This window comes from Alicyclobacillus fastidiosus, from assembly GCF_026651875.1.
GTDB lineage: Bacteria > Bacillota > Bacilli > Alicyclobacillales > Alicyclobacillaceae > Alicyclobacillus > Alicyclobacillus fastidiosus.
This window is the reverse complement of sequence record NZ_CP104067.1, coordinates 174,110-190,530: the sequence shown is the minus strand read 5'-3', so window position 1 is coordinate 190,530 and position 16,421 is coordinate 174,110. Positions and strand designations below refer to the sequence as shown.

13 protein-coding genes are annotated in these 16,421 nt (G+C 54.3%); all 13 read right to left on the bottom strand.

Translation table 11 applies throughout. The features are described from left to right. Positions 1 to 223: 223 nt before the first annotated feature. Positions 224 to 949 carry a trehalose operon repressor gene (gene treR, locus NZD89_RS00810; RefSeq protein ID WP_268005989.1) on the bottom strand — a complete coding sequence of 242 codons (726 nt, stop codon included), beginning with the start codon at positions 947 to 949 and terminating at the stop codon, positions 224 to 226. After that, positions 921 to 2,621 carry an alpha,alpha-phosphotrehalase gene (gene treC, locus NZD89_RS00805; RefSeq protein ID WP_268005988.1) on the bottom strand — a complete coding sequence of 567 codons (1,701 nt, stop codon included), beginning with the start codon at positions 2,619 to 2,621 and terminating at the stop codon, positions 921 to 923. Before treC ends, treR begins: the two co-directional genes overlap by 29 nt. Before the next feature lie 83 nt (positions 2,622 to 2,704). Then, positions 2,705 to 4,120 (bottom strand): PTS system trehalose-specific EIIBC component, encoded by a 1,416-nt coding sequence (gene treP, locus NZD89_RS00800; protein ID WP_268005987.1) that lies wholly within the window; start codon positions 4,118 to 4,120, stop codon positions 2,705 to 2,707. A gap of 260 nt (positions 4,121 to 4,380) precedes the next feature. Continuing rightward, the gene (locus tag NZD89_RS00795; protein ID WP_268005986.1) at positions 4,381 to 4,902 is read right to left on the bottom strand and encodes a PTS sugar transporter subunit IIA; all 522 of its coding nucleotides are present in this window, start codon (positions 4,900 to 4,902) and stop codon (positions 4,381 to 4,383) included. A 43-nt stretch (positions 4,903 to 4,945) separates the two neighbouring features. Next, positions 4,946 to 5,206 (bottom strand): HPr family phosphocarrier protein, encoded by a 261-nt coding sequence (locus NZD89_RS00790; protein ID WP_268005985.1) that lies wholly within the window; start codon positions 5,204 to 5,206, stop codon positions 4,946 to 4,948. Positions 5,207 to 5,531: 325 nt separating this feature from the next. Then, complete coding sequence (locus tag NZD89_RS00785) at positions 5,532 to 6,479, bottom strand: DUF1177 domain-containing protein (protein WP_268005984.1); 948 nt, start codon at positions 6,477 to 6,479, stop codon at positions 5,532 to 5,534. A gap of 80 nt (positions 6,480 to 6,559) precedes the next feature. Further along, a complete protein-coding gene (locus NZD89_RS00780) occupies positions 6,560 to 7,648 on the bottom strand; it encodes an S-methyl thiohydantoin desulfurase family protein (RefSeq protein ID WP_268005983.1) in 1,089 nt (362 codons plus the stop codon). A 70-nt stretch (positions 7,649 to 7,718) separates the two neighbouring features. Next, on the bottom strand, positions 7,719 to 8,885 hold the full coding sequence (locus tag NZD89_RS00775; protein ID WP_268008352.1) for an S-methyl thiohydantoin desulfurase family protein: 1,167 nt from the start codon (positions 8,883 to 8,885) through the stop codon (positions 7,719 to 7,721). Beyond that, a complete protein-coding gene (locus NZD89_RS00770) occupies positions 8,872 to 10,458 on the bottom strand; it encodes a hydantoinase/oxoprolinase N-terminal domain-containing protein (protein WP_268005982.1) in 1,587 nt (528 codons plus the stop codon). The genes NZD89_RS00775 and NZD89_RS00770 overlap by 14 nt, the downstream gene beginning before the upstream one ends. A gap of 35 nt (positions 10,459 to 10,493) precedes the next feature. Beyond that, positions 10,494 to 11,582, bottom strand: coding sequence for an S-methyl thiohydantoin desulfurase family protein (locus NZD89_RS00765; RefSeq protein ID WP_268005981.1), 1,089 nt, complete (start codon positions 11,580 to 11,582; stop codon positions 10,494 to 10,496). Between the two features lie 72 nt (positions 11,583 to 11,654). After that, a complete protein-coding gene (locus tag NZD89_RS00760; RefSeq protein ID WP_268005980.1) occupies positions 11,655 to 12,986 on the bottom strand; it encodes a purine-cytosine permease family protein in 1,332 nt (443 codons plus the stop codon). Positions 12,987 to 13,143: 157 nt separating this feature from the next. Beyond that, complete coding sequence (locus NZD89_RS00755; RefSeq protein ID WP_268005979.1) at positions 13,144 to 14,874, bottom strand: PucR family transcriptional regulator; 1,731 nt, start codon at positions 14,872 to 14,874, stop codon at positions 13,144 to 13,146. Between the two features lie 206 nt (positions 14,875 to 15,080). Further along, on the bottom strand, positions 15,081 to 16,379 hold the full coding sequence (locus NZD89_RS00750; protein ID WP_268005978.1) for an alpha-glucosidase/alpha-galactosidase: 1,299 nt from the start codon (positions 16,377 to 16,379) through the stop codon (positions 15,081 to 15,083). Between the last annotated feature and the right edge of the window lie 42 nt (positions 16,380 to 16,421).

Sequence of the window (16,421 nt, the reverse complement as noted above, 5' to 3'; positions counted from 1 at the left end):
GCCATGGACTCACCGCTTACAACACCGCGAGAAGCCCCCTGGTCCATCGTCCAGAGAGAGCCTTCGTATTTATTAAATATATAATTATATATTGTTTCATACGTCTCCGGTGAGCACGTAATCCAATTCTCACTCTCCAAACACAACAGTCCCGCCCCTCAACTGCCACCTAAGTCTGCGTCGGGCGCATCTGGAAAGGCGGGACGTATCATGCCATCCGAGGTCATTTCTTGTTGAGATGGTTGCGCCGAGCGAAGTCGACGAACTGAAACTTGTCCGGACGATGCCGCGATTCGGTGTATTCGAACAGAGATGCATCCTCGAGGTAAACGTGGTTCTTCACGATCACGACATAGGGAAAGTCCCCTAAATCGAGCGCCGCCTTGTCCTCATCCGTCGCCGACTCGACGACGATCTCCTTCTTCGCGAAACTGATGGAGAGGTGTAATTCATTCTCCAAGTACTCGTAAATGGAGTCTGTGCATATCTCCTTTGTCAAAAACGGAACGTACTTGCGGTCAAAATAATCGATGTCAAGGATGATTTTTTCACCCTGTATCTCCCGCGTGCGAACGACCCGCCACACGTCGTCTGTAGGCCCGACATCCAACTGAGATTGAATGAAGTCGTCTGGCTGTACGACGGTGAGTTCGTTGACAATGGTCCGCACGTCCCCGTGCATCATTTTGCTGACCTCTTTAAAACTGACCAATCCCGTCACAGGGAAGTTGTACTTTCGAATGTCTAGAACAATGGAGCCCTTCCCCTTCAATCGCTGAATGTACCCGTCTTGGGACAGCATCTCGAGCGCTTGTCGGATGGTTCCCCGCGAAACGCCATATTGCTCAATGAGGTCATACTCGGACGGAAGCTTGCTATTGGGTTTATAGGTTCCATTCTGGATGTTTGCAGCGAGTGCGTCATAAATCGCCTGAGCTTTTGTTTTCATGTGGCCCCCGAATGTAAAACGCGACCGACTCATATGGGCGTAGGTCCAGGTCATGCCAGGTATTTGGTGTGTCTTTGTAATTGGACACAAGGATTTCAGACGTCGCCCCTGCGATGGAGATCTCACTTGGCAAGACAAACTTGGCATCCACCGCGTAGAAATTGTTGATCACCAATATTGTATCGTTCTTATAGGTTCTGAGATAGACAAATAACTGCGGATCATCGGGCAAGATGACTCGATAGTCTCCGTACACAATGACATCGTGCGTCTTGCGAAGTCTGATCAACTTTTGATAATGATAAAAAATCGAATCCGGATTGGCAAGCGCGTCGTCTACATTCACGTCTCTGTAGTTTGGGGCGACGCGAATCCACGGGGTGCCTGTTGTGAATCCGGCGTTGTTCGACGCGTCCCACTGCATGGGCGTGCGCGAGTTGTCGCGCGATTTCTGCTTCAATGCAGCCATTGTGTCCGATTCACTGGTCCCCGACGATGTCAGACGCCCATAGGCGTTGATGGATTCGACGTCTCGATAGTCCTCAATCCGATCAAATCCCGGATTGGTCATGCCGATCTCCTCGCCCTGATAGATGTAGGGCGTTCCCTTCAACAGGTGAAGTGCTGTCGCCAACATCTTCGCAGATGCTTCGCGATAGTGGGCGTCATTCCCAAAGCGCGAAACAACGCGCGGTTGGTCATGGTTGCACCAAAACAGCGCATTCCAACCTCCGCCTTGCTGCATGCCGACCTGCCACTGACTCAAAATTTCCTTCAGTTGGACGAAATCAAACGGTGCGGCCACCCACTTCTCACCGTTCGGATAATCCACTTTCAAGTGATGGAAACTGAACGTCATGTTGAGTTCGCGTTCGTTTGGGTTCGTGTACTTTACGCAGTGCTCAAGTGAGGTGGAGGACATCTCCCCGACAGTGACGAACCCCGGTTTGTTGGCGAATACCCGTTGGTTCATTTCCTTTAAGTACTCGTGGATACGAGGTCCATCCGTATAGTACCTGCGGCCGTCCTCTGTGGACGTCTCCAGTGTGTCATCCGGAAATTGTTGATTCTTAGAGATCAAATTGATCACGTCGAGTCGAAAGCCATCGACGCCCTTCTCCACCCAGAAATTCATCATCTGATAGATTTCGTCGCGGAGCTTTGGGTTTTCCCAATTTAAATCCGCCTGAGTGACGTCAAACAGGTGAAGGTAATACTGATTTGCAGCCTCGTCATACGCCCATGCACTCCCGCCAAACTTCGACAGCCAATTGTTCGGTTCGTCTCTCCAGATATAAAAATCGCGATAAGGACTGTCCTTGGACTTCCTGGCTTCCTGAAACCACATATGATCGGTTGACGTGTGATTCACCACGATGTCCATCACGACCTTCATGTCGCGACGGTGAGCTTCGTCGAATAGGGTTTCCAACTCCGCCATCGTCCCGTACTGCGGGTTCACCCGATAGTAGTCACTGATGTCGTACCCATTATCTCGTTGTGGAGACTCGTAAATGGGCGTGAGCCATAAAATGTCCACACCGAGTTCTCGCAAATAGTCGAGCTTATGGATGATGCCGCGAAGGTCTCCGATGCCATCCCCGGTCGTGTCGAGGAAGCTCTTCGGATAAATCTGGTAAACAACGGATTTCTTCCACCACGCGTCTTGCATATCTCTTCACCGCCACTTTAAGATGAACGAACTCAACCCACGGGCAAACTGGTTTTGCCCGTGGGTTGAGTGACATATGAAAATTAGAATTGAAGCTTGCGCGTTTTCGCCAGAATCGTGGTCAGTACGAACGGGATCACGATAGCGATGGCCATGCCGACGAAGAACGGGCCCCACTTGTCCGTGATGATCGAGAGAAAGCCTGGTAGCCCACCGACGCCCACTGAGAACGCGCGAACATGTTGCATCGTGATCCACGCACCCGCAATCGCGGAGCCAACCATCGAAGAGATAAAGGGAAAGCGGAACCGCAGGTTGACACCAAACATCGCGGGTTCTGTGATGCCCAAGTACGCCGAAATGGCGGACGTGAAGGACATGCTGCGAAGTTTCTCGTCCTTGGCGACGAACATCATCGCGAGCGCTGCGGAGCCTTGAGCGATGTTGGACAAGGCCAGTATCGGCCACAAAAATGTCGATCCGGTCTGCGCAATCAACTGCAAGTCGACTGCGAGAAACATTTGGTGCATGCCTGTGACCACGAGCACACAGTAGAATCCCCCGTAAATGAGCCCGCCGAGCAATGCGTAGTGATTGAAGATGTAGACTAACCCGTCGGTAATTTCGCGGCCAATTGCAAAGGTGACTGGGCCAATGATGACAAACGAGATAAACCCTGTGACGAGCAAAGCAATCGGTGCGACCAAAATCAACTTAAGCGTGTCGGGAACGCGCTTGGTGAGCCAACGCTCGAGTTTGGCCAGCACGTATGAGGCGATCAGCACCGGCAGGACCTGCCCTTGATAACCGACCTTTTGAACGTGCAGTCCAAATAGGTTCCAGTACGGGACAGTTCCTTTCAAATGCGCCTGGGCGAACGAATACGCATTCAGCAGTTCGGGGTTGATGAGCATCAGCCCCAGAACGATACCCAAGAGCTCACTGCCACCGAATTTCTTTACCGCGGACCACCCAATGAGCCCCGGCAAGAACGTAAACGACGTATTCGCGATGACGTTGATGATGTCGGCAAAGTCTTTCCAGTTCGTGTGGACGTCGACAAACGACTGGTTGTGATAAAAGATTCCAGGACCCGTCAGAATATTGTTGACACCCATCAACAAGCCAGCAGTGACAATCGCCGGCAGCAACGGGATAAAGATATCGGCCAAGGTCTTCACGAGCCGTTGCAGCGGGTTCAAGTTCTTTTCCGCTGCGCTCTTGACCTGTTCCTTCGTAGCTCGACCAATTCCACCAATCTCAATAAACTTCTCGTAAACCCTTTCAACCGTCCCAGGTCCAATGATGATTTGGAACTGCCCATTGGCGGAGAAAAACCCTTGAACCAACGCGTTGGCTTCGAGTGCCTGTTTGTCAATTTTGTCCTCGTCATTCAACGCAAGTCGCAAACGAGTTACGCAGTGCGTCGCCGATGCGACATTTTCCTTACCGCCTACGGCATCAAGAATACCGGCGACGGATTGTTCGGTGATCTTCATACTCAACTCTCCTATCCAGAAACCCGCTGAGTCAGTCGTCAGCGTCGACGAACGAAGCATACAAACGTTTTCACGAGACCAACATGTATAAACAAGTTCATCGAACATAATAACTTGTTTATACATGTTGGTCAACCGTTTTCTTCGCTGCATTCTGTGGGGGAATTGGACACAAACAAGGACGTGCAGACTCCCGCACGCCCTGTCACTCAGAATGAGGGTGAACGTCGGCGGTTGCCCCGGCGTCCACCGAAAGATCGCTACTTCGTCATCCGCGTTTCGACCTTCAAAAGCCAGCTGTCCCCCGCCCGAGCAGGTGCCGCATCCGCCTTGGAGAGGTGTTCGACCTTTTGCATGTTCGTGATGACCACCGGGGTCACCAGAGACTTGGCCGTCGTTTGAAGCTTGTCGAGATCGAGACGGATGAGCGGCGTACCCACCTCGACTTGCATCCCCTGTTCTGCGAGTTTGGTGAATCCCTCACCCTTCAGTTCGACCGTGTCCATCCCGACGTGAATCAACACCTCAATCCCCTCTGGGGTCGTGATGCCGGCCGCGTGACCCGTTGGGAACAGTTGCGTCAACGTTCCCGCCACAGGGGCAACAACCGTGTCGGACGTCGGCAAAATCGCGAGTCCATCGCCGATCATCTTCTGCGCGAAAACCGGATCATCCACCGCTTCCAGTGGAAGAATATCGCCGTCCACCGGCGCAAGAACGATGATTTCCCGCGCATCGGCACGTTCTTCAGACGGCGTTCGCTTAAACAGGTTTTTAAACATGACACATTCCCCTCTGTTACTCGAATACAATCCACTTCCGATGTCAGTACTGCAGTTGCTCTAAAAAGGCGGCCAATTCTGCAACCGCTTGATCTGCGTCCGAACCCTCGGCGCGAATGGTGACCGTACTCCCCTGATTCACCGCCATCGCCATCACTCCGAGGATGCTCTTGGCATCCGCCTGCTTACCGTCCTTCTCGAGGGTGATTTTACTCGCGAAGGCCTGCGCCTTATTGACCAACATCGCGGCGGGTCGAGCGTGAATCCCCGTTGGATTCTGGATGACGAGCGTCTTCTCAGCCATGTTTGTCCCTCCTTGAAAGTGTCGAATGATTGGATGGATGTTCCAATCTAGGTATATCCACTGCCGACAAAGCAACGTATCAGCCAAACGCGATTGGACCGATTATGTAGATAACGAATCTAGTATGTGAACAAACGCTTTCACCAAAACATGTTCATACATATATGATAAATATCATAACTTGTATAAACATGTTGATCAACATTGGATACTACTCCCTCCAGATAACGCTTGTTTGAAAAGACTCCCTCGATGTTTACGGGGACAAGACAAAACAACACGCGTCCACTACGGGGCGCGTGTTGTTTTGTTGGACCACCATTTCCTAATCCGTAACGGCTGTTCTGCCAAGCGTCTGCAACTGCCGCATCGATCCGTACAAATCCACAAATCTGGAGAACTCGACTTCGTCGTAGAACGAGCAGGTTCCTGCGCCAAACGCCTTCGCGACCTCAATCACGAATCGGGCCGCAGTCGCGATGTCGATCTCGTGGCTTGCACCCGTCGCGCATCCCGGCACCGTGCTCTCGGCCGTGATGGCGACGCCGACGACTGGGGCGCTGGTCGCTACGCACGGCTGCAGGATACTGTTGATATGGTACAGTTGGTTCCCGTACGGTGTGATGTCCTGCATACTCACCGCAAACGTATGTGCCAGTCGTCCAGAGGTGATCTCCAATAGCGAAACGAGATCGTGGCTGATTGGGAGAATACAACCTTCTTTGACGGTCGGCGAAATGGCCACACCGCGGTAATTAAACACGCGATTCCCCTTCGTCGTGTCGATGGTCAGGATGGCATCCATCTCGCCGCTGACCTCGTGCTGGTTCATGGTATACATATCTACCGGGGAGCCCATAAAGTTGACCGGATGGTGCACAATCGTCGGGGCGTTGGGACAGATGTGCGTGGCAATCATCACGTCGCCGGCCAATATGTCTCCCTTATTGTGCATCTGAGTCAACTTGAGCGCCGCCGCCAGTGCCGCTATCGCCCCGTCGCCATCAGAGACCAATCCGATGCGTTCTGGGCGCGCGCCGATGCCGCCCAATCGACCAATCACCCCGAGCGTGGGAGCGTCGCCACCGCTTGTCTTCCCGTTTCTTCCGGGGATACAAACCCTTATAAAATCGGTGGAACCCGGCTCTCCCACCACCGTTTCCACGTCAACGCGCGAAGCCCCGCGCCCTTCCAGAAAATCTTTCACATCAAGACCGGTGATCTGGGGATCATCCAGCAGTTCGTACAGTTCCATCGTCTGTTTCAACGTCATCAGGCAGCTCTCCTCACCTTGCGTCGACCTTTACGAGCAGTTGTGCTACACCGCGGCAAACGCATGGCCGGGCCAACGGGTCACACCAAATTTACGCTCGTCGGAAACACATATTTGCAGATCTCTTTTTCCACAGCCTTTTCCACGACTGTGAATAACGATCGGTCGCGCATGCCCGCACCAAGCTTTAAATTCTGACGTGGGACGACGACCACTGTGACACTCTGCCCTCGCTCTATCTCTGCCGTGATCAACGGCAAACCGGATTCTGTATCGACCGTCATCACCAGGTCTGGAAAAGTAGCCAGTCGCTGTCCGTGCCGCTCGAGTGTCATATACTCGTTCCAAAACGTCATTTCGACGTCCGCGATGGTGACGAAGCCCACGTCAAATCCGCCTTCTGTTTGCAGAATGACATCTTCAACCAGACCCTGGGCCACCTTTTGCCCACCTAGGAAATCGAGCGCTGCATCGATGACCGCCCGACCGCCGGCTCTGCTTGCCTTTAACACTCGATGTCCCAGGTCGATGGCCTGACCAATCCCGCCAACCGCCCCGTGTTCGTGTGCATACTTTGCAGTCACTGGATTCCTTGCAACAGCGACGAGGCCACCTGCTTGAACGGACGCGTGGCGAACGAGTACAGCGGTCTGCTGCAGGGAGCCGCGGACAACCGCCTCCACGTACCGCTCTCCTCGGCCCCCGACAGCGGCCTGTACGCTCACGTAGTCCGGCAGTCGATGGAGTCCGAGTGACCCCATGACGCCCGTCGGGTGCGCCCGGCCGTTACACGGCGCGTCGACCACGGGAATGCCCAAGTTTGCGGCCTGTACCCATCCGTTCACCGTTGCCGCTGCACCATTCTCATTCGTGACAACACCTGCGACACGTGCCCCCAATTCCGTTTCGAGTCGCTGTACTGCGCGCAGGAAGTGCGCGGTCTCGACATGTCGATCCTGTGCCGCCGGCGCACCGACCAACGCGACGGTAAGCACGATGGCGCCATCCTGCAACTCATCTGGAGTCACCAATAGAGGTGGGTGCTTCTCCATTGCGAGCCGCCCAAACTCCAATCCGTCGTTCGTCCATCCCCCGCCGCCGCCACCGAGAAACTTCCCTCCCATCACGGCTGCTTCGATGTCTGCTATCGTCAGTTGCCTGACTGACATTGGCACCTCACCCTTTCAAGCCAAGGCAAAGGGAGGACTGCATCGCATCCTCCCTAACGCCGAAAGATATTCACCGCATCCCAGTCAACGTAGACAAAAGATATTTTTCCTTTTCCTTAGGTACCCCGACTTGTCGATAGAAATCTGGATAGGCTTGTTCGAGTGGGACAAACGGGGTGTCGTAGCCGAACTGTTTCGGTCCCCACACTTGCAGCGCCGCGCAGCTTCGCATGATTTCCGGCGTCGGGATGCCGACGACCACGACGCGTTGTCCGTAGCGCAGGCGTTCGTTCGTGATTGCATAGCCCGTGTCGGGATCGAGTAGGGTAATGAGATCCGGCACACTCGCCACCACTTGTTCGCCAACTTTGGCGATCAGGTTCTCGTTCTGGAAGTCGATGACCATCGACTTCCCTGCATCATCGTCAAACCCCTGTAACTGCGCACTTCCTACCGCAAACCCGTTCGAAGTGCGCCGTGACACGTCCACGACCTTGCCCTGAAACAGTGCAATTCCATGGCCATAAATCGTGTCTCGCGTTGCGGAAAGCGCCGCCTGAACCGGATTTACATGCGAACGATGGGCCGCCTGGATGGCGTTTCCCAAGCGGATCGCCATCGATATCGTCCCTCGTACGGCGGTGTCCCGCAGTTGTGTACCCGTCATGGGGTAGTCGACTAGGTGAGAATACCCGCCCATCTTGACCGTGCAAGCTCGTGCAAACGACTCCAACCTGTAGTTATCGACCGTCTCGAAGAGCACCACGTTTCCCCATTCGTCGGCAATGCACGCCGGCGTGCCGGAAACGCCGAGCACGTGGAAGGTCTCCATCTGCAACTCGGGGAACGCTCGCCCCATGCCGTCGCCGTCGACAACAGGCAATCCCATTCTTGCGGCGACCACAAACGGAATCATGCTGTTCATCCCGCCACACTCGATTGGGCAGAGTGCGGTCACCTTCTTGCCAAGATGGCGTTCCATTCGGAGAACAGCCAGATACCCTTCTTCCCCTGCGGGCAGCTTTTCGAGAAAGACCGTGGGAGCCCCCATCATGGCGACGGGAAACACCACATCCCCTTCGCTGATGTCGTCCAGCGAAATCAGGTCGACCGGGCCATATTCCGCAACCGCCTGTTGTGCCATCAGTTTTCCGATGAGTGGATCCCCACCGCCACCCGTCCCTAAAATCGCTGCGCCAATCGACAACGCCTCTAATTCCTGCTCAGTGACTCGCATGGGCACCAACCTTTTGCTCCTGGCTGTATGAGGCCAAGGTCCCCGCGACAGTGACTTTGATTCGCACCGCGTTTCCTGGTAGATAGGCGATAGGAATCTCCTCAATTTCCACGACTTCTATCGTCGACGCTTCGGCGCCTGCTCGGATGGCCTCCGCGATGGCGATGGACTTCGCCTCTGCGAGAACCTCTTCACGGGACTTCTGATCCATCGCGAAAATCCTGTCCACGCGTCCGCTCACCTGCGCGATGGCCGCGCCAATGGCGTTGGCGACGTCATAGTTCTCCGGTCGATACACTTCTGAGACGCCTTCAAATTGGCTAGGTAGCAACACGCTGCCCCCGCCTACCAGAATCAACGGCGTGGCCTCAGCGCTCGTCTTCATTCGGTCGATCGCCTCTGCAGTCTTGTCGATGGCGACCTCATAAGCCCGATTTGCCACTTCTTCCGGGAGATGAACCGCATGCGTGCCAACCTTGGCCTTGCCCAAGGAGACGACCACGTCGGTAAACGTCGTCGTGTCGCCGCCAAACGCACGGCCCTCCTGAACAATTCGATACCCCACACTTTTTGGACCGACTTCAACTTTGCCATCCACTTCTGTAACCCGACTTCCGCCGCCAAGCCCAATGGAGTACAAGTCTGGCATACGGAAGTTGGTCCGAACACCGCCGACGTCGACCGCGACGAACGATTCTCTCGGAAACCCGTTGACGAGCACGCCGACATCTGTGGAGGTCCCCCCGACATCGACGACAATGGCGTTTTTCAACCCAGTCAAGTACGCTGCGCCGCGCATACTGTTGGTCGGTCCACAGGCGATGGTGAGAATCGGATACAAGAGTGCATATTCCACCGACATCAATGTGCCGTCGTTTTGAGCCAAGTACAGCGCCGCGTGCACGTCGAGATCGGCAAGCGCCTGCTGGAACGACAAGGTCGCTCGTTTTGCGACGTTTGACACCGCCGCGTTCAACACAGTCGCGTTCTCGCGTTCAAGAAGCCCGACACTGCCCAACTGATAAGAGAGCGAAATCGGGATGTCCTCGCCGAGGATTTCGCGGAAGATCCGGGCTGCACGCTCCTCGTGATCCGTATTGACCGGGGAAAAGACCCCTGTGATGGCGACGGCTTGCACCTTTCCCTTGACCGCCTGGGCGATGGTCGCAAGTTCCGCCTCGTCTAAAGGCGCGATTTCGCGACCGTCAAACTCGTGCCCTCCACCGACGATCCAGGAGTACTGCGCATACCGCTCGCGCAGGTCTTCCGGCCACCCAGCAAGTGGTTTGACGGCACGGGTGGCCGGTGCACCCAATCGAACAATCGCCACGTCGTTCAACTCGCGTCGCTCGATGATGGCGTTCGTCACTTGCGTCGTCCCGAGCATGGCGTGCGTGATGTCTGCCCCTTCGACGCCGCTTTGCTGTAAAACCGTCCCAACCCCCGCTCGAATGCCACTGACAATATCTGCAGTGACCGCGGTTTTGGTCTTCGCGATGACCGCGTTCTCCCGGTCCAATAAAACGACGTCCGTATTGGTTCCGCCGACGTCAATTCCCAAACGATAAGACATACACGTTCCTCCTCGGTCATACCCTGGTGTCTAATTTAATCCGCGTGCTCCGCAACTTGCCGCAGCGGCTTAAAGTCGAAGTCGTATCCAAAGTACCTGGGGCCAACTAACTCCAGGCACTCCGGTCGGTGCCAGACCGGCGCGCACGGCATGGCAATGACGATAACCCTCTGCCCGTATCGCAACTCTTCGGTCGTAATGGGATGGACCGTTTCTTGATCAAGTACGGTGATGAGATCCGGTACGGTCGCCATCGGTTCCCCATCCCGCATTGCAATAAGGTTTTCATTTTGGAACTCGATCCGGCAGATAGAACCAGCATCCCCCGCCGTCCCTTCCAGCGTGACGGTTCCACGGGCGAATCCGCCTACCGTCCTGCGCATGACGTCAGTCAGCTTGCCGCGGAACAGTTCCACTCCGTCTGTAAATTTGAGCAGTTTGTCCAGTCGAATCGCTGCGTCCTCTTTGGCCGCCAACAGTTCTCCGATTTTTATCGCGGTGGAGAGCGTTCCATGGATTAGATTCGGACGCATGTCGCGTGCGTTGGCACCATACAGTGCCAGCATCGAAGATCCACCCATCACAATCGTGGCATTGCGCGAGAGCGCCTCTGTCCATGCGCCGTCGACCGTCGACAGCAACACCGTATTCCCCTTCTCATCCGCGACCATCATCGGCGTTGCAGGGATCCCGCCAAAGTGCAGCGCAGTCATGGGGATTTCCGGGAAGGCCCGGCCCATGCCGTCGGCGTCGACCAGGGGGATCCCCAACTCCGCCGCGACGACGAACGGAATCGTAGAGTTGAGTCCCCCCGCCTCGATGGACACCGTCGCGGCCGCCTTTCGACCAAGAAACTTCTCTAACTGTGTGAACGCCTTGACAGGCTCATCCCCACTAGGCATCTTTTCCACCATTACGGTTGGCGCGCCCATCATCGCCGACGGAATGACGAGGTCGTCGTCGGCCAATTCATCGATGGAGATCAGTTCAACCGGGCCGTATTGCTCAATCGCCTGCTTGGCCATCAGTGCGCCAATATACGGGTCACCTCCGCCACCCGTACCCAGTACGGTAGCGCCAAGCGCGAGATAGTCGATGTCGCGTGCATGAATCAGTCTTCTCATTCCGTCACCACCTAGCTGTCAAATAAACGATCCTTGGGAGACACGGCAGTTCTACGCGTGTCTCCCCAGTGTTTAGTTCGCGAACTCCTTGGTTTCTACCCGGCCATAAGTAACCGAATGATTGCGGTTGACGAGCTTGCTAAGAACGTAGTAGGCCACGGCCGCTACCACCAATGAGTTGATAGAGGGGATTCCCCACTTCACCAATTCGCCGACGAGAAACGCTCCAATCCAGGAGACGAGCGTGATCGGATTCCAGGATTCGTACGCGCTAGGCAATACGCCTCGCTCCCGGGACGATTGAAGTTCGTCTTTATACCTCCGGATGAGAAAGTACTCGACCACCATGATGCCGCCAACAGGGGGCACGGCGACGCCTAGCAGCGTAAGAAATCCTTCGAACTGGTCCAGAATGCCGAGTACCGACAACAGCGTTCCGACAGCCCCAAACAAAATGGTTACGCCGACCCGGCTAATTCGCTTGCGAAAGACGACATCGAACAGGTTGACGATGCCAAGTGACGATGAATACAGGTTCCAGTCGTTAATTTTGAGTGTTGCCGTCACGAGGACGACCGTCCCGATCACACCACTCGTCGACATGACGATGGTGATGACGTTTGCGGATTTCGTCGCGTGGGCAAGCAACACGCCAATCAACCCGATGACATACTCGCCCAGGGTGATACCTAGGACGGTCTGTTTAATCACGCCGGCTACGGAACGGTTATAACGCGTCATGTCCGGGGAAATGATAGCCCCGGTAATGAAGCCTCCAGCGACCATGCTAGCAGCTGCTCCGAGCGTAAGAGCAGGGCCCGGCGCCCCCATCGAGACGAGGTGTCCGAAGGAGTAATGCGTGAGTTCGCGCCCAATCGAGAAGAAGGCAATCACCATGAAGAGCGGTACCGTGATGTAAGCCGTAAAGCCCATGGACAAAAATCCGTAAATGACGACCACCGTGACAAGCGCGCCAGTGACAATCGACCACAACCAAATTGGACCACCTAGTAACTGGTTTAATCCGTCTGCGAACACTTGATTTTGCACACCAAACCAGCCAACAAGGGAAATGGCGATGACAATACTGACGATGACCGACCCGAGTCGGCCAAATCCGGTCCAGCGAACGAGCATCGTCGTGCTGAGTCCCTCTTTCATACCTGCAATGCCGACAAAGATAGAGATGATTTCCAAGATGACAGCGCCGAGTGTGAGTGCGAAGAATGCGTGCCAAAAGTTCATGCCAAATCCGAGCGTCGCTCCTAAGAGAAACTGCGAAAGGGCCGACATCTGACCGAAGCGCATGGTCGCTATCCCAAACCAATGCCGCCGTTCACTGTCTGGAACTCTAGACAGGGAGTAGTCATCCAGCTTTTGACCAGCCGGATCCGCCTGATTCATGCCTCATTCCTCCTCTTTTACGTTTTGTCCTGCCGTTTGATTTATCGTAATTTACATTGAATTCTGGATATAGTTACAGAACGAACAAAAAAACAGGCGAGATTGTGCACGCCGCACAAAACTCCCCGTACATTTGGAGGTATTTTCATAAACATCCTCAGGATAGGGGACTTGGATTTCGCAGGCGCCATGTGCGGATAGCTAGTTGGTACGTAAACCGAATCTGGTCGTCATCAAGGCTGACGTTCAAAAGCTTTTCCGCGCGCTTCAGGCGGTATCGCAACGTGTTGCGATGTAAGTATAGCTTCTCGGCGGCGGCCTGCATCTTGGCTCCACATTCCAGGTACGCCTCTAGTGCCTCGAGCAGAGGGAAGTTTCCCTTGTCCTCAACCAATGGCTTGAGTACTTGCAGGACGTGCTCATAAGATGAATCCTCTGCTGGAGCAGGAAGGATGCGGTTGACGACATCCCCGCTATGGTCTGCGAATTGAACCGATTTCGTCTGCGATAAAACACTCAAAAAATCGACGTACGACCGCTCCGTCATGGCGCCTGCCACCTGTAGAAGGTCGGCTGCGTGGGACATCCCCACCACATTTCTTCGAACAAAATAAGACCGCAAAGAAGTCTGCAACCGGATCTCCAATTGGTGGATCAACTCACGAACCATCTGCTCTACGCCATTCACGCCATTGCGTGGAAGTCCGAAGCAGAATAAGACGACCCCTTCGTTATCCCGCCAATCTTTCCACGGTACACAAGACGTCAACGCGGACTGCGTCCCAAATGCATAGCGCGAGTCTTCGCAAAGTCTCAACGCCTGCTCGCGCAGGTTTAACGTAACTTGTGAAAATGAGCGATACGCATAAGGCCTGTCCGCAATTCGGTGAATCCGTTGCCGACGGTCGACTCCGTCTCCTGAACTGCTCACCCAGAGCAGTCCGACAGAATGGACCTGATTTGCAGAAATGAGTTCCAGACGGCGACGGGCGGACAATGACTCATGCAATTCGGGCATCTGAGCGGCGGATCGCGTGAGATCCCCTAAGTCGTTCGCACGAATGACAGGCAAACGCGATACCGAGTAGTACAGTGCACTCTCAAAGGAACAGGCCCACTCGCTTTGCGACGCAAGCCCAGGAAGCTCAGCGAGGAGAAAGTAGCCGGTCTGCGCGGATAGCACCCCCGTAAATTCTTCTATCCACAAAAGCTCTTCATCCGCGTGCAGTAACGGACATGGCTCGTGTGGGAGCAACTCAAGGAGGAACGCTTGGTGTAGCACCTGAATCGGAACCTGAAGGGTTCGCCGCCCGTCGCGGGATTGCCACTTTGCTTTAAGCAACCCTAGCTGTCCCCTATCCGTTAGCCGCAGCGTCGCCGTGACGAAGAGTTCGTGCTCGATGGTGTCCATCCATGCGTCCAACGTAAAGGATTCGTGAAACGCCGCTTCCAATCGCCCCCGCACCTGTCGAATCCGCTGCCGCACCTGTTGGGTTCTCTGAACAAAAATCGTATAGAATTGGCGGGCGAAAACGGAGTAATTGATGGGGGCGTCAATCCACACGAGCGGTAAGCCTAAATGGTCTGCAAGCATGAGTGTCGCCTTGGAAAAATCGGATCGTTTGCCACCCTGAAAGACGATCCCAACGACGCCGGCTTGCTGGAAAAAACGAAGGAGTAAGTCGAAGGTCGAGGAGTACGCAGGGAACACGTGTGCCTTGACAAACACCAAAGTGTCCGCAAATTCACTGTTTTCCGTATTTTGTAACCAGACTTTTTCGTCACTCAACAAGATGATGTCGCGGCATAACTCGTCCCAGCCGGCGCCACCGGCCAACAACTCAGTTGGATATGCAAGAGAAGCCACAAATTCTCGCACAGAAATCACGTGAACGCCTCCCTTTCGACAGGTCTCACCTGTCAGTCACCGTATCGCTCGCAAGTCTGAGTCTCACTGTGAGTTGATTTATTGTACTACGGACGTGTTCACCTGTGGAGGACAGCGCTTACTTGCGGTTGGTGTGGGAGTTCGAGACGCGGTTGCACGGCCGTGGGTCATCCCCCGGCCGTGCAACGGCGACGATATGTTTTTGTTTACCTGTACTGTGGCAACCACTTGCCGTGGGCGTCTATCAAATCGTCACAGAGAGATACGATATCGTCCAGTGACAGCTCCGCCGAAGTGTGCGGATCAAGCATTGCCGCGTGATAGATGTGCTCCCGTTTACCTGTGATGGCGGCTTCGATGGTCAGCAACTGCGTGTTGATGTTGGTTCTGTTCAGCGCCGCGCACTGTGCCGGAAGATTCCCCACATAGGTAGGTGTCACTCCGCTTGAATCGACGAGACACGGGACTTCCACACAAGCTTCCCGCGGCAAGTTCGGGATAAGGCCGGTGTTCATGACATTTGCGCCGATTTTAAACGGAACGTTGGTCTCCATAGCCTCCATAATATACGAAGCGTACTCATGAGTCCGTTGATGGGATAATTGCTTATTTTGAACCAGTTCATCCCGCATGGATTTCCATCTGTTAATTTGATTGACACACCGTCTTGGATACTCGTCAAGCGGAATATTGAAACGCTCGATGAGGTCCGGATAGTTTTTCTTGATAAAGTATGGATGGTATTCCGCATTGTGTTCGGAGGATTCCGTGACGTAATAGCCAAATCGCAACATGAGTTCGAGTCGGACCATATCATCGTGTTTCTCCAACTGTTTTTCGCGTGCACGCCGCTTAATTTCCGGATAAAGATCTTCACCGTCCTTGGTGACCTCGAGCAACCAGGCCATATGATTGATGCCGGCAATTTTCGATTGTACGCCCGTGGGATCCATCCCTAAATTTTCAAATAGATGGGGTACACACACTTGAACGCTGTGACATAGCCCGACCGTGCGAATTCCCCCATAAGTATTCATCACGTTGGTCAAAACAGCCATCGGGTTGGTGTAGTTCAAAAATAAAGCGTCGGGGCACACCTCTTGCATATCTCTGGCGATGTCAAGCATCACAGGAATGGTGCGCAGATTGCGGAAGATGCCGCCGATGCCGACTGTATCGGCAATCGTTTGTCGCAATCCGTACTTCTTGGGAATCTCGAAGTCGGTGATTGTACAGGGATCATATCCTCCGACCTGAATCGCGTTCACGACGTACTTGGCGCCGCGCAGTGCCTCCTGGCGGTCTTCGTACGCCCTGATATGCACATGGCTGTGGGTGCTCTCCTTCAAGTTGTTCAACATCTTTTCGGAATCATGCAGCCGCTCCATATCGATGTCGTACAATGCAAATTCGAAGCCCTGAAGCGCCGGGGTCAACATGCTGTCCCCCAACACGTTCTTTGCAAACACTGTGCTCCCAGCACCGATAAAGGTAATCTTGTTCAACAAAATCCTCTCCGTTCTTAAGAGTTTATTACACCATCAGAA

Bases quoted from the DNA above. Each gene is read 5' to 3' on its own strand.
- NZD89_RS00790 (WP_268005985.1), bottom strand. From the start codon at position 5,206: ATGGCTGAGAAGACGCTCGTCATCCAGAATCCAACGGGGATTCACGCT.
- NZD89_RS00770 (WP_268005982.1), bottom strand. From the start codon at position 10,458: ATGTCTTATCGTTTGGGAATTGACGTCGGCGGAACCAATACGGACGTC.
- NZD89_RS00760 (WP_268005980.1), bottom strand. From the start codon at position 12,986: ATGAATCAGGCGGATCCGGCTGGTCAAAAGCTGGATGACTACTCCCTG.
- NZD89_RS00775 (WP_268008352.1), bottom strand. From the start codon at position 8,885: ATGCGAGTCACTGAGCAGGAATTAGAGGCGTTGTCGATTGGCGCAGCG.
- NZD89_RS00765 (WP_268005981.1), bottom strand. From the start codon at position 11,582: ATGAGAAGACTGATTCATGCACGCGACATCGACTATCTCGCGCTTGGC.
- NZD89_RS00795 (WP_268005986.1), bottom strand. From the start codon at position 4,902: ATGTTTAAAAACCTGTTTAAGCGAACGCCGTCTGAAGAACGTGCCGAT.
- treP (WP_268005987.1), bottom strand. From the start codon at position 4,120: ATGAAGATCACCGAACAATCCGTCGCCGGTATTCTTGATGCCGTAGGC.
- NZD89_RS00780 (WP_268005983.1), bottom strand. From the start codon at position 7,648: ATGTCAGTCAGGCAACTGACGATAGCAGACATCGAAGCAGCCGTGATG.
- NZD89_RS00785 (WP_268005984.1), bottom strand. From the start codon at position 6,479: ATGACGTTGAAACAGACGATGGAACTGTACGAACTGCTGGATGATCCC.
- treR (WP_268005989.1), bottom strand. From the start codon at position 949: ATGAAAACAAAAGCTCAGGCGATTTATGACGCACTCGCTGCAAACATC.
- treC (WP_268005988.1), bottom strand. From the start codon at position 2,621: ATGCAAGACGCGTGGTGGAAGAAATCCGTTGTTTACCAGATTTATCCG.